The 24,377-nt window shown below is 62.0% G+C and carries 24 protein-coding genes and 1 riboswitch; of the genes, 5 read left to right on the top strand and 19 right to left on the bottom strand.

Annotated features, from left to right (window positions below; translation table 11 throughout):
• Nucleotides 1–3: 3 nt before the first annotated feature.
• Complete coding sequence (locus tag D3878_RS19115) at nt 4–774, top strand: HvfC/BufC N-terminal domain-containing protein (RefSeq protein ID WP_119786936.1); 771 nt, start codon at nt 4–6, stop codon at nt 772–774.
• Nucleotides 775–789: 15 nt separating this feature from the next.
• Entirely contained in the window at nt 790–1,269 is a 480-nt protein-coding gene (locus D3878_RS19110) for a DoxX family protein (RefSeq protein WP_119786935.1), read from the top strand.
• 10 nt (nt 1,270–1,279) lie between these two features.
• Here D3878_RS19110 and D3878_RS19105 read toward each other — a convergent pair whose 3' ends face one another.
• Both D3878_RS19105 and D3878_RS19100 read right to left on the bottom strand, forming a co-directional pair.
• The gene (locus D3878_RS19105; protein ID WP_119786934.1) at nt 1,280–1,759 is read right to left on the bottom strand and encodes an SRPBCC family protein; all 480 of its coding nucleotides are present in this window, start codon (nt 1,757–1,759) and stop codon (nt 1,280–1,282) included.
• Nucleotides 1,760–1,813: 54 nt separating this feature from the next.
• A complete protein-coding gene (locus D3878_RS19100; RefSeq protein WP_119786933.1) occupies nt 1,814–1,972 on the bottom strand; it encodes a VOC family protein in 159 nt (52 codons plus the stop codon).
• Nucleotides 1,973–2,065: 93 nt separating this feature from the next.
• Between D3878_RS19100 and D3878_RS19095 the strand changes: the two genes are divergently transcribed.
• Nucleotides 2,066–2,386 carry a TFIIB-type zinc ribbon-containing protein gene (locus D3878_RS19095; RefSeq protein WP_119786932.1) on the top strand — a complete coding sequence of 107 codons (321 nt, stop codon included), beginning with the start codon at nt 2,066–2,068 and terminating at the stop codon, nt 2,384–2,386.
• A gap of 78 nt (nt 2,387–2,464) precedes the next feature.
• Here D3878_RS19095 and D3878_RS19090 read toward each other — a convergent pair whose 3' ends face one another.
• The 4 genes from D3878_RS19090 to D3878_RS19075 form a co-directional block, all read right to left on the bottom strand.
• On the bottom strand, nt 2,465–2,878 hold the full coding sequence (locus D3878_RS19090) for a LysM peptidoglycan-binding domain-containing protein (RefSeq protein ID WP_119786931.1): 414 nt from the start codon (nt 2,876–2,878) through the stop codon (nt 2,465–2,467).
• A gap of 63 nt (nt 2,879–2,941) precedes the next feature.
• Nucleotides 2,942–3,760, bottom strand: coding sequence for a mechanosensitive ion channel family protein (locus D3878_RS19085; protein ID WP_119786930.1), 819 nt, complete (start codon nt 3,758–3,760; stop codon nt 2,942–2,944).
• Nucleotides 3,761–3,969: 209 nt separating this feature from the next.
• Nucleotides 3,970–4,329, bottom strand: coding sequence for a DUF488 domain-containing protein (locus D3878_RS19080; protein WP_119786929.1), 360 nt, complete (start codon nt 4,327–4,329; stop codon nt 3,970–3,972).
• Entirely contained in the window at nt 4,326–7,964 is a 3,639-nt protein-coding gene (locus tag D3878_RS19075) for an indolepyruvate ferredoxin oxidoreductase family protein (protein WP_119786928.1), read from the bottom strand. The genes D3878_RS19080 and D3878_RS19075 overlap by 4 nt, the downstream gene beginning before the upstream one ends.
• A gap of 264 nt (nt 7,965–8,228) precedes the next feature.
• On the opposite strand from D3878_RS19075, the gene D3878_RS19070 reads away from it, so the two are divergent.
• Entirely contained in the window at nt 8,229–8,783 is a 555-nt protein-coding gene (locus D3878_RS19070; RefSeq protein ID WP_158592328.1) for an EF-hand domain-containing protein, read from the top strand.
• Between the two features lie 55 nt (nt 8,784–8,838).
• Here D3878_RS19070 and phhA read toward each other — a convergent pair whose 3' ends face one another.
• The 7 genes from phhA to D3878_RS19035 form a co-directional block, all read right to left on the bottom strand.
• Complete coding sequence (gene phhA / locus D3878_RS19065; RefSeq protein WP_119786926.1) at nt 8,839–9,717, bottom strand: phenylalanine 4-monooxygenase; 879 nt, start codon at nt 9,715–9,717, stop codon at nt 8,839–8,841.
• Nucleotides 9,718–9,735: 18 nt separating this feature from the next.
• The gene (gene hppD / locus D3878_RS19060; protein ID WP_119786925.1) at nt 9,736–10,884 is read right to left on the bottom strand and encodes a 4-hydroxyphenylpyruvate dioxygenase; all 1,149 of its coding nucleotides are present in this window, start codon (nt 10,882–10,884) and stop codon (nt 9,736–9,738) included.
• 62 nt (nt 10,885–10,946) lie between these two features.
• Nucleotides 10,947–11,621 (bottom strand): GNAT family N-acetyltransferase, encoded by a 675-nt coding sequence (locus tag D3878_RS19055; RefSeq protein ID WP_119786924.1) that lies wholly within the window; start codon nt 11,619–11,621, stop codon nt 10,947–10,949.
• 189 nt (nt 11,622–11,810) lie between these two features.
• On the bottom strand, nt 11,811–13,040 hold the full coding sequence (locus tag D3878_RS19050) for a multifunctional CCA addition/repair protein (protein ID WP_119786923.1): 1,230 nt from the start codon (nt 13,038–13,040) through the stop codon (nt 11,811–11,813).
• A complete protein-coding gene (locus D3878_RS19045) occupies nt 13,037–13,747 on the bottom strand; it encodes a glutathione S-transferase family protein (RefSeq protein WP_119786922.1) in 711 nt (236 codons plus the stop codon). The genes D3878_RS19050 and D3878_RS19045 overlap by 4 nt, the downstream gene beginning before the upstream one ends.
• 108 nt (nt 13,748–13,855) lie before the next feature.
• The gene (locus D3878_RS19040; RefSeq protein WP_119786921.1) at nt 13,856–14,854 is read right to left on the bottom strand and encodes a complex I NDUFA9 subunit family protein; all 999 of its coding nucleotides are present in this window, start codon (nt 14,852–14,854) and stop codon (nt 13,856–13,858) included.
• Entirely contained in the window at nt 14,851–16,785 is a 1,935-nt protein-coding gene (locus D3878_RS19035; protein ID WP_119786920.1) for a lytic transglycosylase domain-containing protein, read from the bottom strand. The genes D3878_RS19040 and D3878_RS19035 overlap by 4 nt, the downstream gene beginning before the upstream one ends.
• Nucleotides 16,786–16,854: 69 nt before the next feature.
• Between D3878_RS19035 and D3878_RS19030 the strand changes: the two genes are divergently transcribed.
• On the top strand, nt 16,855–17,415 hold the full coding sequence (locus D3878_RS19030; protein WP_119786919.1) for a 5-formyltetrahydrofolate cyclo-ligase: 561 nt from the start codon (nt 16,855–16,857) through the stop codon (nt 17,413–17,415).
• Nucleotides 17,416–17,457: 42 nt separating this feature from the next.
• Here D3878_RS19030 and D3878_RS24675 read toward each other — a convergent pair whose 3' ends face one another.
• The 6 genes from D3878_RS24675 to metK form a co-directional block, all read right to left on the bottom strand.
• On the bottom strand, nt 17,458–18,957 hold the full coding sequence (locus D3878_RS24675; protein WP_158592327.1) for a methyl-accepting chemotaxis protein: 1,500 nt from the start codon (nt 18,955–18,957) through the stop codon (nt 17,458–17,460).
• A gap of 252 nt (nt 18,958–19,209) precedes the next feature.
• Nucleotides 19,210–20,073, bottom strand: coding sequence for a methylenetetrahydrofolate reductase [NAD(P)H] (gene metF / locus D3878_RS19020; protein WP_119786918.1), 864 nt, complete (start codon nt 20,071–20,073; stop codon nt 19,210–19,212).
• A complete protein-coding gene (locus D3878_RS19015; RefSeq protein WP_119786917.1) occupies nt 20,070–20,411 on the bottom strand; it encodes a phage holin family protein in 342 nt (113 codons plus the stop codon). Before D3878_RS19015 ends, metF begins: the two co-directional genes overlap by 4 nt.
• Nucleotides 20,412–20,437: 26 nt before the next feature.
• Complete coding sequence (gene ahcY, locus D3878_RS19010) at nt 20,438–21,862, bottom strand: adenosylhomocysteinase (protein ID WP_119786916.1); 1,425 nt, start codon at nt 21,860–21,862, stop codon at nt 20,438–20,440.
• A gap of 27 nt (nt 21,863–21,889) precedes the next feature.
• Nucleotides 21,890–21,968, bottom strand: a riboswitch (S-adenosyl-L-homocysteine riboswitch).
• Between the two features lie 86 nt (nt 21,969–22,054).
• Nucleotides 22,055–22,975: a M14 family zinc carboxypeptidase gene (locus D3878_RS19005; protein ID WP_233556391.1), complete on the bottom strand. Its 921-nt coding sequence runs from the start codon at nt 22,973–22,975 to the stop codon at nt 22,055–22,057.
• Between the two features lie 132 nt (nt 22,976–23,107).
• On the bottom strand, nt 23,108–24,271 hold the full coding sequence (gene metK / locus D3878_RS19000; protein ID WP_119788003.1) for a methionine adenosyltransferase: 1,164 nt from the start codon (nt 24,269–24,271) through the stop codon (nt 23,108–23,110).
• Between the last annotated feature and the right edge of the window lie 106 nt (nt 24,272–24,377).

Here is a 24,377-nt window from a genome sequence, read left to right as displayed (position 1 = left end):
ACAATGGAACTCGGCCGCTTCCAGGACGCATTTGCGCAAGCCCTGCTGGCGCCCGCCGGTGAGGCGCCGCCCATCCTGGCCGGCTTGCTGGCGCAACCCGGCTTCGCGGTTTACCGCAATACCGTGGCCAAGGGCTGCATCGATGCGCTGCTGGCCAATTTCCCGGCCGTAGCGCGGCTGACGGGCGAGGCATGGCTGCGCTCGGCGGCGGCGCTCTACCTGCGCGAACAACCGCCGGGCGATGCGCGCCTGCTGTATTACGGCGCCGGCTTCGCCGATTTTCTGGCGCGCTTTGCGCCCGCTGCCGACCTGCCCTGGCTGGCCGACGTGGCGCGGCTCGACCGCTACTGGATCGAAGTTCACACCGCCGCCGACGCAGCGCCGCTGGACCTGGCCGCACTCTCCGGCCTGGCGCCGGAGGCGCTCGCGCGCACCGTGCTGCGCCCGCATGCGGCAGCGCGCTGGGCCTGGTTTGCCGACGCCCCGGTGTACACCCTGTGGCGGCGCAACCGCGAGCCATTCGAGGAAGCGGGCGAGATTGCCTGGCAAGGCGAAGGCGCGCTGCTGCTGCGTCCATACGGGGCGGTGCAATGGGCCGCGCTGGACGCCGCCGACTGCGCCTTCCTGGACGTTTGCGGCGCCGGCCTGCCGCTGGCGGATGCCGCCGCGGCGGCGCTGGCGCTGCGGGCCGATACCGACCTTGCGGCATTGCTGGCGCGGCTACTGCAACTGGGCGCCTTCGGCCGCGCCTCGCTGATTGATGACACGGATTGATCCGAAGGAGCGCACATGAAAACCATCACCCCCACCACCTCATCCGCCACCGCCATGGTTGGCCTGCGCGGCTTTCACAACCGCCTTGCCGGGCTGCTGGAAACCCTGGTCGGGCATGCGGCGCTGGCACTGATGTGCCGCGCCGCCGTCGCCGCCATCTTCTTTCTTTCCGGGCGCACCAAGGTCGATGGCTGGCTGACGGTCAGCGACAGCGCCTATGCGCTGTTTCGCGAAGAATACCGGGTGCCCCTGCTGGCGCCCGAACTGGCCGCACACATGGCGACCTACGCCGAACACCTGTTCCCGCTGCTGCTGGCGCTGGGCTTGCTGACCCGGATCTCCGCGCTGGCGCTGCTCGGCATGACGGCGGTCATCCAGATCTTCGTGTATCCCGACGCCTGGCCGACCCATTTGTCATGGGCCGGGCTGCTGCTCTACCTGGCCGCGCGCGGCGGCGGGCCGCTGTCGCTCGACCGCGTCTTCGGCATCAAGTGATTGTCATTTTTCACAGGCGAGCCACCAGCGCCGCCAGTTGGTCCGCGCATTTGCCCCAGCCCTCATGGAAGCCCATCTTTTCGTGCGCCTCGCGATCGGCGACCGTCCAGTGCAGCACACGCGCGGTGTACCTGGTCTTGCCGCCCACGTCCTCGAACGTCAGCACCGCCGTCATGAAAGGCTTCTCCGATGGTTGCCAGGCGTTGATGTAGGCATCGGTGAACACCAGGCGCTCGTTGGGTATCACTTCGAGATACACGCCCGGACAGGGTATCTCCTGGCCCTCCGGGCTACGCATGACGATCAGGCTCGCACCGCCAGGACGGACATCGGTCTGGGCGAAGGACGTCGTATAAGGCAGTGGCGCAAACCACTGCTTCAACAGTTCGGGATCGGTCCAGGCCCTGAACACCTTTTCGCGCGGCGCGTCGATGATGCGCGTCAGGACAAGCTCGCGGTTGGCGGCAATGTTTTCATTTTTGGTCGTCATAAGCCCTCGTCAATTCCTCGATATCGAGCTTTTTCATCTGCAGCAATGCCTGCATCACCCTTTGCGTTTCATGACACTGCCCGCGGGGCCAGGACCGGCTTCGCCGTAACGGGCGATGCTGTCGATCCTGGCATTCCTGAAGATCGCGGCATAAAAATTCGCCGCTTCCTCAGTCTGATGGTCGAACCCCAGGAATGGGGTAATCTTTTGCATGGGGATTGCTCCTTTCCTTGTTTTGACAGGATTCGACACAATATGACTTGGTGCTATCGCTCTATTTTGAAAACTTCATGAAGGAGAATATTAATGAATTGTCCGATCTGCAATGATGTCCACTTGATTATGTCTGATCGACAAGGGATCGAGATTGATTACTGCCCGAAATGTCGTGGCGTCTGGCTGGACCGCGGCGAACTCGACAAGATCATCGAGCGGTCCGCGCCAGGATTACCGCCACAGGGCATTGCACCCGCTGCATCGCCTGCCTATCCGGCGCAGCAGCAGCAACAGTACGACCAGAGATACTCGCATCCACAACAGCATGGTCATGCTCACCCGCAGCAGGGCGGCTACCCCAAGAAAAAGAAACGCGAAGGCTTTCTGGGCGAATTGTTCGATTTCGACTAAACCTGCGATTTTTCTCCGGCGCATGCCTGAACCACCTTCGCCATTCCGGCGAAGGTGGTTCGGGTATGCCGATCAGGATTAGGGCGCAGTCAGCCGGAGTGTCTGACCTTTGTGGATCCGGTTCGGATTCTGGATGTTATTCCAGTTGGCGAGATCTCCGGAAGTCACATTGTGCTCCCGCGCGATGCCGGACAGCGTATCGCCTGCGCTCACAGTGTATTCTCCCGCGCCGGCAGCGCCCGAAGATCCCATCGCTCCCTCAGACCCGGAAGATCCCGCAGGCGCCGAAGATCCCGATGATGGTTGGGTTGTCGGCGGCGCGGTCTCGGGCGTCGTCGCTGGCGGGACTGTCGGTGCCGGGGCAATGGTCACGGGCGGCATCATTTGGGTGGTCTCTGGCGGTACGGTAGAAGGTGGCACTTCCGCAGTTTCCTGCTTTCTCTCACAAGCCGCGACAGTGAGCAACATAGCAACGAGAATAAAACGTTTCATGATCCGGATCCTTCCTTGAATGGAGGCTGTACAGTTACTATCGTTTTTTGTGCAAATCCTTCGTTAACCGGCTCTGCGACGCTGCATTGTTCTTCTTTCGACAAACGACCCGCCGGCATCCTGCAAAATGCCACGCCCTGTGGCATCCGCCATCCTCTCACCGGCAGCACTCATCACCTGCTCAAGTTGCCCGGCATTTTGCCGGCCCCTGCCATACCAGTTACGCACAATCTGCGCAGCGGTATCACGGCCGCCCAATCCGAATGACAGGCCGAGCGCCAGGGCCAGCGCACCCATCACCGCCATGAACAGGGTATTGACCAGCGTGGTCGCAATGCCGATCTGGTTGACGGCAACCACGATGCCAAAGGCCCAGACCAGGCCCGCTGCCACCTTCGCCAGCAGGTCCGGATTTTTCAAGCCGCCTTCTGCGGCAGCGCCACGCACGACGTTGCTTAATGCATTGGCCGCCAATCCGGCGATGACCAAAACGACCAGCGCAACCACCACATTCGGCAGCCACAGCAGCAACTGGCGCAATACGTCCGACACGGCGGGCAAACCAAGCGCATCGAACGCGACTACCAGCGTCACCAGGCGAATGAACCATTTGACCACGAGCCCGATCATGCCGGCGGAATCGGTATTGGACCCCGTTTTTCGCACAAAGCCGGCAAATCCCGAGCGCTGGGCCAACTCATTGAATTTGATGGTCCTCAATACGGCTGCCAGTGCTTTTACAACCAATGACGAGATAACCCAGCCGACAACAACGATGATGGCAAAGCCCAGGATTTTTGGAATCCCGGAAAAGAACAAGGCCATTGCCGCTGCCAGTGAAGTCATCAGGGCAGCGCTCCACTCGGTGATTTGCGATTGCATGATTTGTCCTGTTTCTTGAATTGATGGGACAAGCGGGAAATGTTTTCAGCCGAAAATGAAACCCGAGCAAACGGCATCAGCCTAGTAGGCAGATAGCAGGGCGAAAAGTTTTATTTTTTCGCTGTCTAATTGACAATAATTAAACAAGGCTTCGCCTCTTTCCTTGTCAACATCTAGCCGGGATGAATCTCGCGGCGGTTGGCAATGCCCTAGGGAACCTGTTTATCTGACATCAAAAACTCTTTCAACACCAGCGCATGGTTATGTTCGGCATCCCTGGCGCCATACACCAGCGTCACCCGCCCTTTGCCGGCGTGCTCCCTGATCAGGGCCACTTTCTCGGGATGCTGCATGAGTTCGCCAAGATAGCTTGCACGAAACGGATCCCACTTGTCCGACTCATGGTTGAACCACTTACGCAATTCGGGAGAAGGTGCGGCATCCTTCAACCAGAGATCGATGCGCGCAGCCTCCCTGGTCACGCCGCGCGGCCACAGGCGATCCACCAGGATGCGAAAGCCATCCTCACCGCTGGCCGCCTCATATACCCTCTTGAGCTTCAGTTTCATGTCCACGCCACCGTCTGCCCATCCGGCGTCGCCGTCACCGGAATGATCGGCGCAAAGAATGCCGTCAGCAGCGTCGCTTCTTTTTCCTTCGCCTCGCGCAGGCTGTGCTCCTTGATGTGGCCATAACCGCGGATGTGCTCCGGGATGCTGGCGATCGCCACCGCCTGCGCCAGGTTTTCCGCGCGCAGTTTCGGCAGCAGCAAAGCGATGGTTTGCCGGTACTCGCCGATCAGGGCACGTTCGGTCCTGCGTTCTTGCGTGTAGCCGAACACATCGAATGGCGAGCCGCGCAGGAACCTCAGCGGCGCCAGCAGGCGGAATGCCTGCAGCATCCAGGGTCCGAATTGGCGTTTCACCAGCTGCCCTTTGGCGTCGCGCCTGGCCCATAGCGGCGGCGCCAGGTGGTATTTGATCTTGTAGTCGCCTTCGAACATGCCGGCGATTTTTTCCCGGAAGGCCGGGTCGGCGTGCAGCCGCGCCACTTCATACTCGTCCTTGTAAGCCATCAGCTTGAACAGATAGCGTGCCACCGCCTCGGTCAGGCGATACGCCTTGGCGGTGTGGCCGAGGCGGCTTTCCGCCACCCGCACCTGGTCGACGAAATCGCGGTACTGCTGCGCATAGGCGGCGTCCTGGTAGGCAGTCAGGAATGCGACGCGCGTGGCGATGACATCATCGAGCCTGGGGCTGCGCTTGAACTCGATCACATGCGCGGCGGCGTCCCCGACCCTGGCGAGTTTTTCCACCGCAGCCAGGTCGTGCGCGGCACGTCGGCCCCAGGTGAAGGCCCGGCGGTTGAACTCGACCTGTACCGCGTTCAACTCGATGGCCTTCAGCAGGGCTTCCAGTCCCAGCGGCACCCAGCCCATTTGCCAGGCGTAGCCGAGCATGAACATGTTGGTGGCGATGGCGTCGCCCATCAGCGTGACGGCGACGTGGCCGGCGTTGATGAAATCGACGCGCGCGCTGCCGCAGGCATTCTGGATCTGGTGTTCGGCCGAGGCGCCCGGGTAGTGCCAGTCGGGATTGCGGATGAAGGCCGAGGTGGGCGCGCCGGTGGTATTGACCGCCGCATGGGTCTTGCCCTCTCCCATGCGCGAAAGCGCGTCGCGGCTGGCGGCAACGATGACGTCGCAGCCGATCACGAGGTCGGCCATGCCGGTGCCAACCCTGGTGGAATAAATCTCGTCCTGGCGCGCGGCGATGCGCACATGCGACATCACCGGACCACCCTTCTGCGCCAGCCCGCTCATGTCGAGCACGGTGCAACCCTTGCCCTCGATGTGTGCGGCCATGGCGAGGATCTGGCCGATGGTAATGACGCCGGTGCCGCCGATGCCGGCGACCAGAATGTTATAGGGATGGTCGCTTGCAGGCAGCGCAGGCATGGGCAGTTCTGGCCAGGCGTTGGCGCCGGCAGCGTCGACCGAACCCGGCGCGCCGCTTGCCTTGACGGCAAGCGGACGTTTGAGCTGCCCCCCCTCGACGGTGACGAAGCTTGGGCAGAAGCCTTCGAGACAGGAATAATCCTTGTTGCAGGAAGACTGGTTGATCTGGCGCTTGCGGCCGAATTCGGTTTCCACCGGTTCGACCGACAGGCAGTTGGACTTCACGCTGCAGTCGCCGCATCCTTCACACACGGCCTCGTTGATGACCACACGTTTGGCGGGATCGGGATAGGCATGGTGTTTCCGGCGCCGGCGCTTTTCGGCGGCGCAGGTCTGGTCGTAGATCACCGCAGACACGCCCTTCACCTCGCGCAGTTCGCGCTGCACCGTATCGAGTTCGCGGCGGTGGCGGATGGTGATGCCGGCCGCCCACTCGGTGCCTGCCGGATACTTGTCGGGCTCGTCGGTCACCACCACGATCGGCGAAACGCCTTCTGCCGCCAGCTGGCGCGAAATGCGCGCCGGATCCAGGGGTCCATCGACCGGCTGGCCGCCGGTCATTGCCACGGCATCGTTGTACAGAACCTTGTAGGTGATGTTCACCTTGGCCGCCACCGCGGCGCGGATGGCCAGGATGCCTGAGTGAAAATAGGTGCCGTCGCCGAGGTTGGCGAACACATGCGGCTCGCTGGTGAAAGGCGCATGACCGATCCAGGTCACCCCTTCGGCGCCCATATGGGTGAAGGTCGCGGTCTCACGGTCCATCCACAGGACCATGTAGTGGCAACCGATGCCGCCCAGCGCGCGGCTGCCGGTGGGCAGGTTGGTGGATGTGTTGTGCGGGCATCCGGAACAGAAGTGCGGCAAGCGGTCCGTCGCCGGGTCGGGTTTCGGGGTAGCGGCCTGCAGCACCGCTTCCTTGGCCTCCAGATAGGCGATGCGTTCGCGCACGCGCGCCTCGACCGGATGGCCGCCGAAGTACCTGCTGATACGCCCGGCGATGGCGCGCGCGATCTGCGCCGGCGACAATTCATAGGTGGCGGGCAGCAGCCAGTGGCCATGCCCTTCATGATGCGGGTTGCTCCATTCGCCGCTGTCGTCGAACTTGCCGACCACGCGCGGACGCACATCATCGCGCCAGTTGTACAGTTCTTCCTTCAACTGATATTCAAGCAACTGGCGCTTCTCCTCGACCACCAGGATTTCCTCCAGCCCCTGGGCAAAAGCACGCACGCCCTCGGCTTCCAGCGGCCAGGTCATGCCGACCTTGTAGAGGCGAATGCCGATGTCGCGCGCAACCGCTTCGTCGATGCCCAGGTCCGTCAGCGCCTGGCGCGTGTCGAGATAGGACTTGCCGGCGGTGATGATGCCGATGCGCGCATGCGGGCTGTCCCAGACGATGCGATTCAGGCGGTTGGCGCGCGCATAGGCCAGCGCCGCATACCACTTGAAATCATTCATGCGCGCTTCCTGGTCGAGCACGGCATCCGGCCAGCGGATGTTCAAGCCCCCCGGCGGCAGGTCGAAGTCCTCCGGCAGCGCGATCTGCACGCGCTCCGGATCAATCTCGACCACCGCGCCGGATTCGACCAGGTCGGTCACGCATTTCATTGCCACCCACAAACCGGTGTAACGGCTCATGGCCCAGCCGTGCAAGCCGTAGTCGAGGTATTCCTGTACCGAGGCCGGGTACAGCACCGGGATGCCGCTGGCCTTGAGGATATGCTCGCTCTGGTGCGCCGTGGTGGACGATTTGGCGGCATGGTCGTCGCCCACCGCCAGCAGCACGCCGCCGTGCGGACTGGTGCCGGCCAGGTTGGCATGTTTGAAGACATCGCCGCAACGGTCCACCCCCGGCCCTTTGCCGTACCAGAGCGAAAACACACCCTCGTATTGCGCTCCCGGAAAGAGGTTGACTTGCTGTGTACCCCATATCGCGGTGGCCGCCAGGTCTTCATTCATGCCGGGATGAAACTTAACGTGGTGGGCTTCCAGATGCTGCTGCGCCTTCCAGGCAGTCAGGTCGACGCTGCCCAAGGGCGAACCACGGTAGCCGCTGATGTAGCCAGCCGTGTTCAGGCCGGCCTGAACGTCGCGCGCGCGCTGCAGCATGGGCAGGCGGATCAGCGCCTGCGTGCCGGTCAGGAAGGCACGGCCACGTTCGATGGTGAACTTGTCTTCGAGGGAAATGCCATCCTGGCTTGGCGCCTGCGCGAGGGCCTGTCCCGGGAATAAGGGTGCGTTCATACGGTTTGTCTCCTTGCCAAAAATCGTGTCTTTGGAGGTAAGCGGCATGTGGTTCACACCGTCTATCCAGGCACCTTCTGGGTACCTATCTTATATATTGTAGACCCTAACACAGGTGCGCAAATGGCTCTATGCGCGCTGCAGCAAAAGCGGCGCCATAGGGACTGTAACAGGCGTAACAAAGCGTAAGCACTCTGGAGTAATCAAGGTCCAGGGGGTTTAATGAATGCAAGCCGATTCAGCTCTTTTGATGGAGAAAGCAAGATGCAAGTTAAATTGATTTCCGGCATGGTCGTCGGCTTGTTTGCCGCAGGCATCGCGATCGCCCAATCGACCGCGTCAGCGCCCGCGACGCCCGCAGCCACATCCGCAGAGACACCTTCTGCTCCGAGCGACAAGATGGCGCGCCCGCACCATCGGCATGGCCAGCATATCGCCCAGCTCGACAAGGACAAGGATGGTTTCATCAGCCGCGCGGAAGCCGCCGGCCATCCGATGCTGTCCAAGGGCTTCGATACGCTCGACAGCAACAAGGACGCCAAGCTGAGCAAGGAAGAATTGCAGGCGGCCCACCAGGCCATGCGCGGCAAGCATCGCGAACGCGCCGATGCCCGCTTCAAGGCGGCCGACAAGGATGGCGATGGCGCACTGAGCCTGCAGGAAGCAGAAGCCGCAGCGCGCGAAAGAGCCGCGCAGATGTTCGAACGGCTGGATGCCAACAAGGATGGCAAGCTGACGCAGCAAGAGATGCACGCCGGGCACGGTCAAGGCCACGGGCACGATGCCGGGCAGCAGCGCAAGCCGGCGAAAGCCAGCTGATCCGCCAAAACGATTTACCCTCCCCCTTTGCCTCCCCTTCGCGGGGAGGTTTTTTTTATTGGGGCGGCAGATTCACTTCGCCCGGCAACAGGCCGTCCGGCTGCAGTGCCGGCAAGCCCTGCAGGCGCGCATAAATCGGCGCGAAATCCGGCTGGGTATCGTCAAACAATTGCTGGAAATCACGGATGACGAAATAAGTCTCCTGGTAAGCATCGATCTTGTACAGGGTGCGCATCACCCGCTCCAGATTGAAGGGAATGCGGCGCGGCTGCGGGCTGCGCAGGCAATAATCGATTTCCCCGCCTGAAGACAGGATGCCGGCCCCATAAGCGCGCAAGCCTTGCGCGCTTTGCATCAGGCCAAACTCGACGGTGTACCAGTAGAGGCGTGCCAGGTAAGGCAGACCACCCAGGCCAAGCGCCTTCAGGCCGCCTTGGCCATAGGCTTGCAGGTGGTCGGCGAACACCGGGTCGAACAGCAAGGGTACATGGCCGAAGAAATCGTGGAAGACGTCGGGCTCGACGATATAGTCGAACTCTTGCGGCGCGCGCAGCCAGACCGTCACCGGAAAACGGCGGCTGGCCAGATGCTCGAAAAATACCTGGTCCGGCACCAGGCCGGGCACCGCCACCAGTTGCCAGCCGGTCGCCTTGAATAGCGCCGCCGTGGTGCGCTCGAAACGCGGAATGCCGTCGGCCGCATCCATGCGGGCCAGGCTGTCGATGAACAACTGGCAGGCCCGCCCCGGCAGCAGCGCCGCCTGGCGCCGATACAGGCGGCGCCACAATTCGTGCTGCTGCGGCGTGCAGGCGTCCCAGTCCTGGCGCACCACGTAGTGCTGGTCAGCCTGGGCGTAATCGCCGCGCAGCGCCCCGGCGCCGGACTTTTCGGCCAGCGAGCGAAGGAATTCCTCGCGGGTGACGGTGATCTCCATTTCAACAAGCTCCCTCTTTCAGGTGGCGTCTTGCGGCTTGTCCTCTTTCAGCACGCCGCGGCGGATCTGGTCGAGCTCGATCGATTCGAACAGCGCGCGGAAATTACCTTCACCGAAGCCCTGGTCGCCCTTGCGCTGGATGATTTCGAAAAAAATCGGACCGATGACGTTCTGCGTGAAAATTTGCAGCAGCAATTCGCGCTCGTCAGCACCTTTGGCGCTGCTGGCGCCATCGATCAGGATGCGCAGGCGCTGCAATTCCGCCAGCATTTCGCCATGGCCCGGCAGGCGCCGCTCGACCAGTTCGTAATAGGCATCGACCGTGTCCTGGAATTGCACGCCGGCGCCACGCATGGCGGCCACCGAGGCATAGATGTCGTCGCTGCCGAGCGCGACATGCTGGATGCCTTCGCCGTGGTACTGGTGCAGGTATTCGGCGATCTGCGAGCGGTCGTCCGAGGATTCGTTGATCGGGATGCGGATCTTGCCGCACGGTGAAGTCATGGCTTTCGACTTCAGGCCAGTCAGCTTGCCGGCGATGTCGAAATAGCGGATCTCGCGGAAATTGAACAGCTTTTCATAAAACTCGGCCCATTCCTGCATGCGGCCGCGATGCACGTTGTGGGTCAGGTGATCGATGTAGCGCAAGCCATAGCCGGCCGGGCTGACCGGGGCGCCGGGAATGGCGGCGAAGTCGACGTCATAGATGTCGATGTCGCCGATGGCGCCGAGCATGCCAGGCGTGTCGCTGCGGGAAGCTTCCTTGCCGCGCCAGCGGTCGACGAAATAGATCAGCGAATCGCCGACGCCCTTGATCGCCGGGATATTCAATTCCATCGGCCCGGCATGCTGGTCGAAACCCCAGGCGCCCAGGTTCAGCGCGCGGCGGTAGGCCTGGGCGGCGTCGGCCACACGCAAGGCAATGGCGCAGATCGAGGGACCGTGCTGGCGGGCGAAACGCTGGGCGAAGGAATCGGGTTCGGCATTGATGATGAAATTGATCCCGCCCTGGCGGTACAGGGTGACATCCTTGTGGCGGTGGCGGGCAATGGCAGAAAAACCCATTTGTGCAAACAACGCACCCAGCGCCTGCGGGTCGGGCGCGGCGTATTCGATGAACTCGAAGCCATCCGTGCCCATCGGGTTGTCCCAGGGTGCAAACTGCATGGCGTCCTCCGTCCTGTGCACCGAAACCAGTTTCAGTTAAGTATAGACGGAAATAATACCCTTCAGCTGTCCTTCACGCCGGGCAGATTCTTGATGAATCTGTCGAGGGTGCGGGTATTGGCTTTCAGGGTGTAATCGAGGCTGGCGGCCTGTTCCTCGAACACTTCCAGCAAGACGCTGGCCGGATTGGCCGGCGGCAGCTTGAGGTAGGCATCGGCTTCGCCATGGTCGCGACGGATTTCCATGCCGGCCTTGGTGGCAATATGCATCATCGCTGCATTGGACGTCAGACAATGCATGGTCAAGGTGTCGATGTCTTCATTGCGGCAATGCATGGCGGCGCGCTCAAACAGCCGGGTGCCGATGCCCTGCCCGCAGTACGGCGCCAGCACCGATACGCCGAATTCGGCGATGCGTTCGCGGGCAGTGGCGTTGGCCATGCGCGGCAAGGCCCCACGCGGCGTGTAGGCCAGGTGGCCGACGGCAACCAGTTTCAGCGTGTCGTCGTAGACGCCAAATACCACATCGCGCGAGAAATTGATTTTCTGCACGTAACGCGTGACCAATTCATCCGGCAAGGCGCTGCCAAAGCGCAGCAGCCGCTCCTGTTCGTCGAGCGAGAGAAAATGCAGCAGCAGGCGGCGGCGGTCGCGCTCTGCCAGTTCCTTGATGCGTACAGACGAATGCGGAACTTGGGGATCGCCCAGGACATTACCTGAAATTTCGTTGGTAACCATCAACTATTCCCTTCCCGAATCGCCCCGATGCTGCGGCGCACAAAATCATTGTAGGCGCTTTGTGTGTGGAAGGGAAAAAATGATTTCGCCGCGTTTGAGAAATGCGATATTTACGCGATTTTTCTTGGCTGACTTACAACAAAAATTCTCTAAAGAAATATATTTACGCAATGAATTTCGATATAGCAACTATTCCTGTCCCACCCTTGGCATTGCCGCGGCGACTGCGGCCACGCGCGCGGCATGCACGCCTTCCGCGATTTTTTGCGGCTGCGCACCCAGTTGCCGGGCAATGGCACCGGCATCGACTTGCCGGGCAACGGCCAGCAAGGCTTCCAGATACGCGGCTTGCGGGAAGGCTTGCGCTTCGAAGCCAGTGCGTCCGCACTGGTCGCACAGCGCTGTGCGCAACATGTCGGCAAAACGCTGCGGCTTGCGAAAGCCATCACAGCGCTCGAACAATTTGACCACGGTATTGGCGCGCAACTCCAGCGCGCGGCCGATGTTGCCATGCTCGCGGGCAGCCATCGCGGCAAGATCGCGACAATCGTTGGGGATTTTCAGGCGCGTGCAGACTTGCTCCACCAGCTGCACGCTATACGCCTCGTGGCCGTGGTGCGCCGGCCACTCTTGCTGCGGCGTGACGCCCTTGCCGAGATCGTGTGTCAGTGCCGCGAAGCGGATCGGCAGGCTGCAGCCTGTGCGCGCCGCGTAATCAATTGCCAGCATCACATGCACGCCGGTGTCGATTTCCGGGTGGTGCATTGCCGGTTGCGGCACGCCCCACAAGGCATCCAATTCAGGCAGGATACGCGCCAGTGCGCCGCAGGCGCGCAAGACTTCGAACATGCGCGAGGGCACCGCTTCCATCAAGCCGCGCGAAAGCTCTTGCCAGACCCGCTCCGGCACCAGCGCATCGACTTCGCCAGTCGTCACCATGTGCCGCATCAGCGCCAGCGTTTCCGGCGCCACCGTGAAATCGGCAAAGCGCGCAGCGAAACGCGCCAGGCGCAGGATGCGCACCGGGTCCTCGGCAAAGGCGTCGGAGACATGGCGGAACACCCGGGCGGCGATGTCGCGCTGGCCATGGAAGGGATCGACCAGGCTGCCGTCTTCGCTCTGCGCGATGGCGTTGATGGTGAGGTCGCGCCGACGCAAATCCTCTTCCAGCGTGACATCCGCATCGGTATGGAAGACGAAGCCCTTGTAGCCCGGCGCGGTTTTGCGCTCGGTGCGCGCCAGTGCGTATTCCTCATGCGTTTGCGGATGCAGGAACACCGGAAAATCCTTGCCCACCGGGGTGAAGCCGCGCGCCAGCATGTCGGCCGGGGTCGCGCCCACCACGACGTAATCACGGTCCTGCACCGGCAAGCCCAGCAAGCCGTCGCGCACTGCGCCGCCGACGGTATAGAGGTTCATGGATAGGTATCGTACTTCGCCACCGTGAATGGTTCTTCCCGCGCCGCGGCGATCCATGCCGCCACCGCCGGATGGGCGGCAACGCGCTCGCAATACGCCTGCAGGGCCGGCGCCAGCGACACCTCGTAGGTGGCAAAGCGCATCACGACCGGGGCGAAATAAGCATCGGCGATCGTAAACGCACCGAACAGGAAATCGTGGTGGCCGAACTGCGCCAGGCACTCTTCCCAGATCTCACTGATACGGCCGATATCGGCCTGCGCGCCGGGCGTCCTGCCCTTGCCGGGGAACCGGGCGCGAATGTTCATCCACATCGCCTGGCGCAGATCTGCAAAACCGCCATGCATTTCGGCGCAGATGCTGCGCGCCATGGCGCGCGCGGCGACATTGGTCGGCCACAGGTGCTTGTCCGGGAATTGCTCGGCCAGGTATTCGCAAATCGCCAGCGAATCCCAGATGGTGATCTCGCCATGCAACAGCACCGGCACGCGCCCGGAGGCAGTGTAGCGGGCGATTTCGCCGGCCGTATCGGGCTGCCCCAAGCGCACCCGGATTTCCCGGAAAGGCAGGCCGAAGGCCTTGAGCACGACCCAGGGCCGCATCGACCACGAGGAGTAATTTTTATTGGCGATCACCAGGGTGAGCTGGTTCTTGCCGGCGTCATCCAGGGTCTGTGCGAGGGTGGGGTCAAGTTCAGTGGATTGCATCGTTTGCGTGTTGGGTATCAGCGGAATTTCAACGGTTCAATTATCGAACCTTACCACAGCACAAACGCTTGCGGCTGCCATGCAGCCGGCGACCGGCCCAGACCGACCCTATTCCCGCCGCCCCTTTTCGCGGAACAGGTCGACGCGGTTGACGTCCCTCGCCAGATAGGCCGGCACCACCGCTTCCAGCGGTGTCGGCGTGATTTCCAGTTCGGGGGCGATGGGCAGGCGGGCGACATTATCGACCCGCATCGAATCGAGGTTGTCGCGGCTCATGATCGGGCCGCCCGGCGCATGTTCGAGGAACCAGGCTTGCAGGCGCGCCAGCGCCGGCGGCAAGCCCACCACCGGATGCGGATGGCCGCTGATCTCGCCGGCCAGTTCCACCAGTTCGCGCAGGGTATACACTTGCGGCCCCGCCAGTTCATAGACGTGACCGATGGTATGGTCGTTTTCCAGCGCATGAATATAGGCGGAGGCGACATCGCCGACAAACACCGGCTGGAATTTGGTCTCTGCACCGCCCAGGGGAATCACCGGCAGCATTTTTTGCAGGTTGGCAAACATGTTGAGGAAATGATCGCCCTCGCCAAACACCACCGCCGGCCGGAAAATGGTGACCCCGACCGCCGGATTGGCGCTCACGGCGGCTTCGCCATCGGCCTTGGAGCGCAGATACATCGAGGGGGCGTCGCGGTCGGCGCCGAGCGCGCTCATGTGCAGCAGGCGGGTGATACCGGTAGCAGCGCAGGCGGCGACGATTTTTTTCGGTAATTCGACATGCGCGCGGGCGAAATCCGCGCCATAAGGCGCCCCATGCGCTGCGGGCTTGCCATGCAGGATTCCGACCAGGTTGATGACGGCATCGACGTCGTCCATCAGTTTGCGCAATTGGGCTTCTTCATGCACATCGGCTTCGACCACATCAACATTGGGCAGGACCAGCAAATGACGGCCGCTATCCTCATGCCGGGTCGGCACCAGCACGCGGTAATCACGCGCCGACAATTGCGCCACCAGATGGCTACCGATGAACCCAGTGCCGCCGATCACCAGCAGCGAGGGATACTTGCGATCCACTTCCAGCGAATTTTCCAGCACGCTCATTGTAGTTCCGACTGCACCATTCCTTTCGGGGCCACCGTACCCAGCCGCGCTTTCAGCGACTGCGGCTTGCCTTCAAACAAGGCCGCATAATAGGTTGCATTTGACAAGACATTCTTGACATAGCCACGCGTTTCCGAAAACGGGATCGTCTCGGCGAAAATGGCGCCTTCGACAACCCGCGGCAGTGTTGAGCGCCAGGCACGGGGCCGACCCGGACCGGCATTGTAGGCGGCAGTTGCCAGCGCCTGCGAACCATCCAGATCATTCAGCACCATATTTAAATAGTTTGTACCAAGCGCGATATTGGTGTCGATATGATTGACCTGGCCATGATCGAAATCAGTCATACCGATCTTTTTGGCGACATAGCGGGCAGTGGCCGGCATGATCTGCATCAGGCCGGAAGCGCCCACATGCGATTTGGCATGCATGATGAAACGCGACTCCTGGCGGATCAGACCATACACCCAAGCCATGTCCATGCCCAGCGACTGCGTGGTCCTGGCCATGACATCGCGAAATGGCGTCGGAAAACGCTGGTCGAAATCGTGCTCGGAACGGGTGCGGTCGGAGGTGTTGACCATGCGGTCAAGCACATTGTTTTGCCGTGCGAATTCAGCCGCAGCAAGGAAGTCGCGCTCGCTTTTCATGCGGCGCAATTCCCAATTCCATTCGCGCACGCCTTCAAAGCGCAAATCCATGGCGAAGAATTTTAAAGCGCGGCGCAGGCCGGGATTTGCCGCCGCCGACGCCAGTTCGGCCGCCGTCACCGGGGCTGCGGCTTGTGGAATAGAAATCTTCTGGTCCAGTTCCTCGGTCGCCAGCTGGCCATAGAAATGGAACTGGTCAGCAATCGTCCGGTACAGTTGCCGTGCCTCCTCGCCATTGCCCTCGGCTTGCAGCGCGCGGCCGCGCCAGTACACCCAGGCCGGGTCATTGCGTAAAGCCGGCGGCATCGTTTCGATGCCGGCCTTGACCGCCTTCCAGTCTTCATTGCGCAAGGCGATGCGCACTTTCCATTGCTGCCCCTCGGGCGACAGCGGCGCGCCTTGCGCCTTGCTCCACCAGGACGCCACCTCCGGCGCCAGCTTGTAGGATGCCTGCAAGGCAATCTGGGCCCACCCAAGTGCCTGCTCGCGTGCCGACAGCGTGTCCGCGGCCCGCATCGACAGGGCATTGGCGGCTTGCTCGGGGCTCTGTTTGGCGGCGCGTCCGAGCGCGACGAGATAGGTTTCGCGCTCGGCGCGGCCGGCGCCAACGCCACGGGCGACAAAGATCATCGCCTGCTCGATGGCCAGCCCTACCCGTTTTTCATCGCCGCCCGCCAGTGGCGCCAGGCGGCGGGCGACAGCGGACTGGCCGTTTTCGGCCGCCAGGCGGATTTGCGCCCAGACATCATCGGCATTGAACTGGCCGGACTCGACCAGCGCCGTGATCAGCGTCGGACAAGCTTCGCCGTAATCCTTGGGTGAGACCAGCAGTGCACGTGCATCGTCAGCCACCGTGGCGCCGCGCGCAAGCTTCGACAACAGCGCATAGCACTTGACCTGGGTGTCGTCATTCACCACGTACAGCGGCAACTGCTCGTCGAACACCGCCCAGTCGCGCTTCTTGCCCAGCTCCAGCAGCCAGTCATTGCGCAGGCGGTCGGCGATGGCGGCGCCGTCATAACGCGCGAGGTAATCGCGGATCTCGGCGCCCGAGGCATCCTTCAGGCGCGGCTTCAGACGGTAGTAATCGACATACGAGGGAATGGCATAATTCGGCAGGCGCGCGGCCAGATCCGCCGCCTGGGCGGCATCGTTGCGGCGCGCGGCATCGCGCATGGCCATGAAGACATCATCATCGCTGGCGGCATGGGCGACTGGCAGCGCCAGCACGATGGCGCCGGCAGCCATTGCAAATACGGCAATCCGTTTTAAGGGAAACATTGTTTTCAAACCCGTTTATCCAGTTTATCCTGATTATTAATTAGCATAGCACGCCCCATCCGCAAATTTATGGCCGACTTCCCGCCCGATAAAAACCGCCTGCGCCAGGACCTGATCGCACAGCGCCAGGCCATCTCCCCACCACTGCGGGCCGAATGGGATCTCGCCATTGGCAAACATTTAAGCCGCCTGCTGGCAGCGCAGCCGGCGCGGGCAATGGGTGTCTTTTGGCCGATGCGCAGCGAGCCGGACTTGCGTGCGCTATTCGAGGAATGGGTCACTGCCGGCGTGCAACTGGCATTGCCAGTGGTAATCGACCCGGATTTGCCATTGAAGTTCTTGGCCTGGGCGCCGGGCGATGCCCTGGCAAAAGATGCCATGGGGGTGTGGGTACCGGCAAATGCCGACCGGGAAGTCGCACCAGACCTCCTGCTGGTGCCTTGCGTGGGATATAACCAAGAGTGTTTCCGGCTAGGCTACGGCGGCGGATTTTATGACCGCACCCTGGCCACAGCACCGCGGCCGCGCGCCATCGGCGTGGCCTATGCTTGCGCGCGCGCCGATTTCGCCGTCGAGGCGCATGACATCGCGCTGGATGGCGTAATCACCGAAGCCGGGATTGAGAACTGACGAAGGCGCCCGGGCCGCCCTGAATGCGCACGTCGCACGCCCTCAATTCTTGTAAAAACCGCAGGCAATCACCAGGTCGTCGCAAATTTCAAAGTAGGCTGACTTGACCATCGTGTCCTTGGTGACCGGATGGACCCACTTGTAGTCGATCCAGCCATCGCCCTTGCCCCTGGCGATATTAACCATTTCGCTGACGAAGAAACGGCCATCGGTGTCCTTGATCTTGGACCAGTCCGCGCCCCACAGGCGGCGGTTGGCGCCGTGCGCGACGATAGTGCCGTCGGTCGAATAGACGCTGATGTACAGGTCACGGTCGATGAACTGGCCTTTGCTCATCTGATTGACTTCATCGATCAGGGCTGCACGGCCGTGGCTGCGCATGAAATCGACGCCGGCGCGCACGATATCGGCAGCTTCCTCGGCATTGCCGAATTCGCGCGCGCCGAGATTGAAGATGGAGACTGCCTGCGACAATCCCACTGCCTGCTCCTGCAGGCTGGCGGCGGTGCGCATGGCTTCCTCCACCAGCGATGCATTCTGCTGTGTGGTGGCGTCGATCTGCATCACCGCCTTGTTGATTTCATCGATGCCGCTGCTTTGCTCGGTGCTGGCGCCGGCAATTTCGCTCATGATGCTGGCGACACGATTGACGTTGGCGACAATCTCGCTCATGGTGCGGCCGGCATTGTCGACCAGGCGGCTGCCGGCATCGACTTTTTCCACCGAATTGGAAATCAGCCCGGTAATTTCCTTGGCCGCCGCCGCCGAGCGCTGCGCCAGCGTGCGCACTTCCGCCGCCACCACGGCAAAGCCACGCCCCTGCTCGCCGGCGCGCGCCGCTTCCACGGCGGCGTTCAAGGCCAGGATATTGGTCTGGAAGGCAATGCCGTCGATGACGGAAATGATGTCAACGATTTTGCGCGAGCTTTCCTTGATCGAGCCCATGGTTTGTACCACGCTGCCGACCACCTCGCCGCCCTTGACCGCCGAGGCGGCCGCAGAAGCGACCAACTGGTTCGCCTGGCGCGCGTTTTCGGCATTCTGCCGCACGGTCGAAGTCAGCTCTTCCATCGAGGAAGCGGTTTCTTCCAGCGAACTGGCCTGGGCTTCCGTGCGCGATGACAGCGCAGTATTGTCGGCCGCGATCAGGCCGGAGGTCGCTGCCACAGCTGTGGTGCCCGAGCGCACATGGGCGACGATCTTGAACATGCGCTCGCTGGTTTCCTGCAGCGCTTGCTGCAATTCGCCCAGTTCGCCGCCGGCATGCGCTTCAAAGGGTTCACTCAGGTCGCCGGCGGCCATGCGCCGGGCGACTGCGGTCGCCTCCGACAGCGGCCTGGCGATACTGCGCCGAAGCCACCAGGCCAGCCCCCCCCCCGTGACGACCGTCGCCAGGCCAAGGCCGACAACATAGCCGGCGGCAGCGCTGCCGGTCCCTGCCAGACTGATGGTGGCGAGTACCGTCAGGAAGACGACCAGGAACAGCAGGATGCCGAAGCTGACGGCCAAGCGGGCGCCGATTTTAAGATTTGCGAGATTCATTATTTATTCTATTCCCTGTCTCCACCAAATCGAGCGGTGCGGCTTCATCATAAACCAAGTATTGCTCGATGGACACCTACCACCGGCTTTTTTCGGCAATGTCGCCACAGGCATGCAACAGCCTGCGGCCGCGTTGTAAAAGCGACGGCTGTCCGGACCAGCATAATTCAATGGGGAGAAAGCGAAGGAAGAAACAGGGGGAGGAAACACCGGTTCCTCCCCCGACGGCGCATGTTGCGCCGCAAAACGACGTCAGGCCTGGCGCACCAGCCGTTGCCAGATCGCCGTGGTCGGCGCTGCCTGATTGAGCGTGTAAAAATGCAGGCCGGGCGCGCCGCCCGCGAGCAGCTTCTCGCACAGCCCCGTCACCACATCCAGGCCGAAGGCGCGGATCGATTCGGTATCGTCGCCGTAGCTGGCCAGCTTGAGGCGGATCCAGCGCGGGATCTCGGCGCCGCACATGTCGGAAAAGCGCGTCAGCTGCGTGTAATTGGTAATCGGCATGATGCCGGCCACGATCGGCACCACCACCCCTGCCGCGCGCGCATCCTCGACGAAGCGGAAATACGCATCGGCATTGTAGAAATACTGGGTGATGGCGGAATCCGCACCAGCCTGCACCTTGCGTACGAAGTTGCGCAAGTCTTCCTGCGGCGACTTCGCCTGCGGATGCATTTCCGGATAAGCCGCAGTCTCGATATGGAACCAGTCGCCGGTTTCGGCACGGATGAATTCGATCAGCTCGTTGGCATGATGGAATTCACCGGCGTCATGGCCAACTGCGCCATAACCGCTTGGCAGGTCGCCGCGCAGCGCCACCAGGCGGCGGATGCCGTGCGCCTTGTATTCGTCGAGGATGGCGCGCAATTCCTCACGCGAGCGGCCGATACACGACAAATGCGGGGCGGCGTCATAGCCTTCCTTGCGGATTTCCAGCACGGTGTCGCGCGTGCCGGCCTGGGTTGAACCGCCGGCGCCGAAGGTCACCGAAAAATAGGCCGGCTTCAACGCGGCCAGCTTTGCGCGCGTGGCACGCAGCTTTTCCACACCTTCCGGGGTGCGGGGCGGGAAAAACTCAATGCTGAAGTTTTGTTGAACGGATGAGGAGTTCGTCATTTGCTTAACAATAATGATGAGAGGGCCCAGGAAATCAGGCTGTACACCAGCGCGCCGCCGACCGCGGGCCAGAAGCCGCCCACATGGAAGCCCGGCACCAGGCGCCCGGCCAGCCAGAACAGCAAGCCATTGATCACCAGGATGAACAGGCCCAGGGTCAGGAGCGTCACCGGCAGCGTCAGGATCACCAGCAGCGGCCGGATCAGGGTATTGATCAGGCCCAGCACCAGCGCCGCGACCAGGGCCACGCCAAAGCTCCTGATCTTGATCGACTGGATCAGGTAAGGCAGGGCGAACAGGGCGGCGGCGTTGATCAGCCAGGTCAGCAGCAGGCGCATGGTGTACTCCGCTTAGTCAATAACCGTCAATAACGGTAATGATCGGCCTTGTACGGGCCGACCTTTTGCACGCCGATATAGGCAGCCTGTTCGTCGGACAGTTCGGTCAGTTGCGCATTCAGCTTTTTCAGCTGCAGGCGCGCGACCTTTTCATCGAGGTGCTTGGGCAGCGTGTACACGCCCACCGGATACGCCTTGGTGTTGGTGAACAGCTCGATCTGTGCAATGGTCTGGTTGGCGAACGACGAGCTCATCACGTAGGACGGATGGCCGGTGCCGCAGCCGAGGTTGACCAGGCGGCCTTCGGCCAGCAGGATGATGCGCTTGCCGTCCGGGAAAATGATGTGATCGACCTGCGGCTTGATGTTTTCCCAGGTGTACTGCTTCAGTGCGGCGACTTCGATTTCATTGTCGAAGTGGCCGATGTTGCAGACGATCGCCTGGTCTTTCATCTTCTTCATGTGCGCTTCGGTGATCACATGGTAATTGCCGGTGCAGGTGACGAAAATATCGCCGTGCTCGGCGGCATAATCCATGGTTACCACGCGGTAGCCTTCCATTGCCGCCTGCAGCGCGCAGATCGGGTCGATCTCGGTCACCCATACCTGCGCCGACAGCGCGCGCATTGCCTGGGCCGAGCCCTTGCCGACATCGCCATAACCGGCGATCACCGCGACCTTGCCGGCGATCATGACGTCGGTGGCGCGCTTGATGCCATCCACCAGCGATTCGCGGCAGCCGTACAGGTTGTCGAACTTGGACTTGGTGACCGAATCGTTGACGTTAATCGCCGGGAAGGCCAGTTTGCCTTCCTTGTGCATCTGGTACAGGCGATGCACGCCGGTGGTGGTTTCCTCGGTCACGCCGAGGATTTTTTCCAGGCGGGTCGAATACCAGGTCGGGTCGGTCGCCAGCTTTTTCTTGATCGAATTGAACAGGCACACGGCTTCTTCGGAATCCGGGTTGGCCAGCACGCTCTGGTCCTTTTCGGCGCGGGTGCCCAGGTGCAGCAGCAAGGTGGCATCGCCGCCATCGTCGAGGATCATGTTGGCTTGCTCGCCTTGCCCCCAGTCGAAAATGCGATGCGTGAAATCCCAGTATTCATCCAGGTTCTCGCCCTTGAAGGCGAACACCGGCGTGCCGTTGGCGGCGATTGCAGCGGCGGCGTGGTCCTGGGTCGAATAGATGTTGCAGGAAGCCCAGCGCACCTTGGCGCCCAGCGCTTCCAGGGTCTGAATCAGCACTGCGGTCTGGATCGTCATGTGCAGCGAACCGGTGATGCGCGCGCCCTTCAATGGCTGCGCCGCGGCGAATTCCTCGCGGATGGCCATCAGGCCGGGCATTTCGGTTTCGGCGATGCGGATTTCCTTGCGGCCCCAGTCGGCCAGGCTCAGATCAGCGACGAGGAAATCCTGGGTGGAATCTTTGGAATTTGAAACTACGGCGTTCATCACGCCCTCCTTTCGATGAGAAAAAAAGTAACGTGAGCGCCGTTGCGGGTGAAGATGGTCCAAGCCTGGCATGACGTTTAGCCATGCTGCAACGCTCCTTGGAGCCGGAATTATAACCGAGTTTAGGCCAGGATTGCGCCCGATCCCCTGCGGCAAAGATGCGCCCGGCTGGCGCAGCCGGCACGTTCAGGCTTACTTGGCTGCGACCTGGCGGATTGCCGTAGCCGCCTCGCGCTTTTGCGGCACGTTGCGCTGGATCCAGCTCAGCATGTCTTGCCAGATCCGCCTGGATTCGGCTTCGCTCGGCATCGCCAGCGCATTCGGCAATTCGATGGTGATGATCGGAACTTTCTTGTGCATGCCACTGTAGTTACCGAGCGACCCCGGATACACCCCGACCGGGGTAAATACCAGGCGGCCGAAGTTGCGCGGCGGCTGTACCGGGCCATCGAAATCCAGCACGCCGAACGGCGCGTGCACCGAGATCACCACATCCGGCTTGAAGCGCGCGATTTCATCGTTGACCCAGCGGCTCTCGGGTTCCGACAACGGCTGCTCGCCGGGGTAGCGGCGCGGATCGCGGCCAGTGCGCTTGATCCAGTATTGCGGCGCTTCCTGATGCCAGCCAGGCGTAGGAAAATTGCGGTTCAGGTCGACGCCATTGGCATTCATGCGTTTCGGCTTCCCGGTCAAAAAGCCATCCGGGTTCACCACGGGCGCCACGCTCCAGTGGAAATCCTGCGCCGGCGCCAGGTGTATCCATTGCATCCACTTGAAGACGATGGCAGGCGAGGTCAGCTCGTCGCCATGGATCCCGCCCAGCAAGAGCACGCGGATCGCCTGTTTGCGGTCCTTGCCGGCCTTTGCCGGCAGGATCTGGCGCTGCAGTATCGGAAAACCCTGCACCGAATTGGTGCCGCTGGGCGTCAGTCCGCTTTGGCGGCAAGTATCGAGCGACAGACTGTCCAGGCGATCGGCAAAGCGCTGGCACCAGTCCGCCTGCAGCGCGGCTTTGGGATGCACGGGACTACCGGGCCTGGCGGCGCCCGACGCATGCGCCACCAGCCCGGCGGCACACACCGCCGCCAACAATCCACGTTGGATGATTTGCAAAATCAGAACACCGGGCCTTACAGCCCGGCCGCTGCGCGCAAGGCGGCTGCCTTGTGGTCTACGTTCACATCCGCTGCGCGGATATGAACTCCGCCCCAAACCCCAGGGGTTCGCCATAGCGAACACCGGGCCTTACAGCCCGGCCGCTGCGCGCAGCACCTGGGCTTTGTCGGTGCGCTCCCAGGAGAATTCCGGCTCTTCGCGGCCAAAATGGCCGTAGGCGGCGGTCTTCTGGTAAATCGGCCGCAGCAGGTCAAGCATTTGCACGATGCCTTTCGGACGCAGGTCGAAGTGCTCGCGCACCAGTTGCGCCAGTTTCTCGTCGCTCACCTTGCCGGTGCCGAAAGTGGTCACCATCACCGAGGTCGGCTGGGCAATACCGATCGCGTACGACACCTGGATCTGGCAACGCGTCGCCAGGCCGGCGGCAACAATGTTCTTGGCCACGTAGCGGCCGGCGTAAGCGGCCGAACGATCCACCTTGGACGGATCCTTGCCGGAGAAGGCGCCGCCGCCGTGCGGGGCTGCGCCGCCGTAGGTATCGACGATGATCTTGCGCCCGGTCAGGCCGCAATCGCCCTGCGGGCCGCCGATGACAAAACGGCCGGTCGGGTTGATCAGGTAACGGGTGTCCTGCAGCCACTCGGCCGGCAGCACCGGCTTGATGATCAGTTCGATCGCGGCTTCCTCGATGGCCTTGTGCGACATCTCGGGCGCATGCTGGGTGGACAACACGATCGTGTCGATCGCAACCGGCTTGCCGTCGACGTATTTCAGCGTGACTTGCGACTTGGCATCCGGACGCAGCCAGGGCAGGCGGCCATCCTTGCGCAATTGCGACTGGCGCTCGACGATGCGGTGCGAGTAATAGATTGCCGCCGGCATCAGCTCCGGCGTCTCGTCGCAGGCATAGCCGAACATCAGGCCCTGGTCGCCGGCGCCCTGGTCAAGGTCGATGCCCTTGCCTTCATCGACGCCCTGGGCGATATCGGGCGACTGCTTGTCGTAGCCCACCAGCACCGCGCAACTCTTGTAGTCGATGCCGAAGTCGGCGTTGTCGTAGCCGATGCGCTTGATGGTTTCGCGCGCGACCTGGATGTAGTCGACGTTGGCGGTCGTGGTGATTTCGCCGGCCAGTACGACCAGGCCGGTGTTGCACAGGGTTTCGGCAGCCACGCGCGCCTTCGGATCCTGCTCCAGGATCGCGTCCAGAATGGCGTCGGAAATTTGATCGGCGACTTTGTCGGGGTGACCTTCGGAAACGGATTCCGAGGTAAAGAGATATTCGTTTGCCATCGCAGGCTCCTTGATAAAATTGACCATGAATGTCGCGGCCAAAGCATTTGAGCCTGCGACGCTTTAGCGAAATTTGTAGACCGCCTCGCAAGTTGTCATTAACTCG

Source organism: Noviherbaspirillum sedimenti, assembly GCF_003590835.1.
GTDB classification, from domain to species: Bacteria; Pseudomonadota; Gammaproteobacteria; order Burkholderiales; family Burkholderiaceae_D; genus Paucimonas; species Paucimonas sedimenti.
This window is presented reverse-complemented; position numbering and strand designations above follow the sequence as displayed.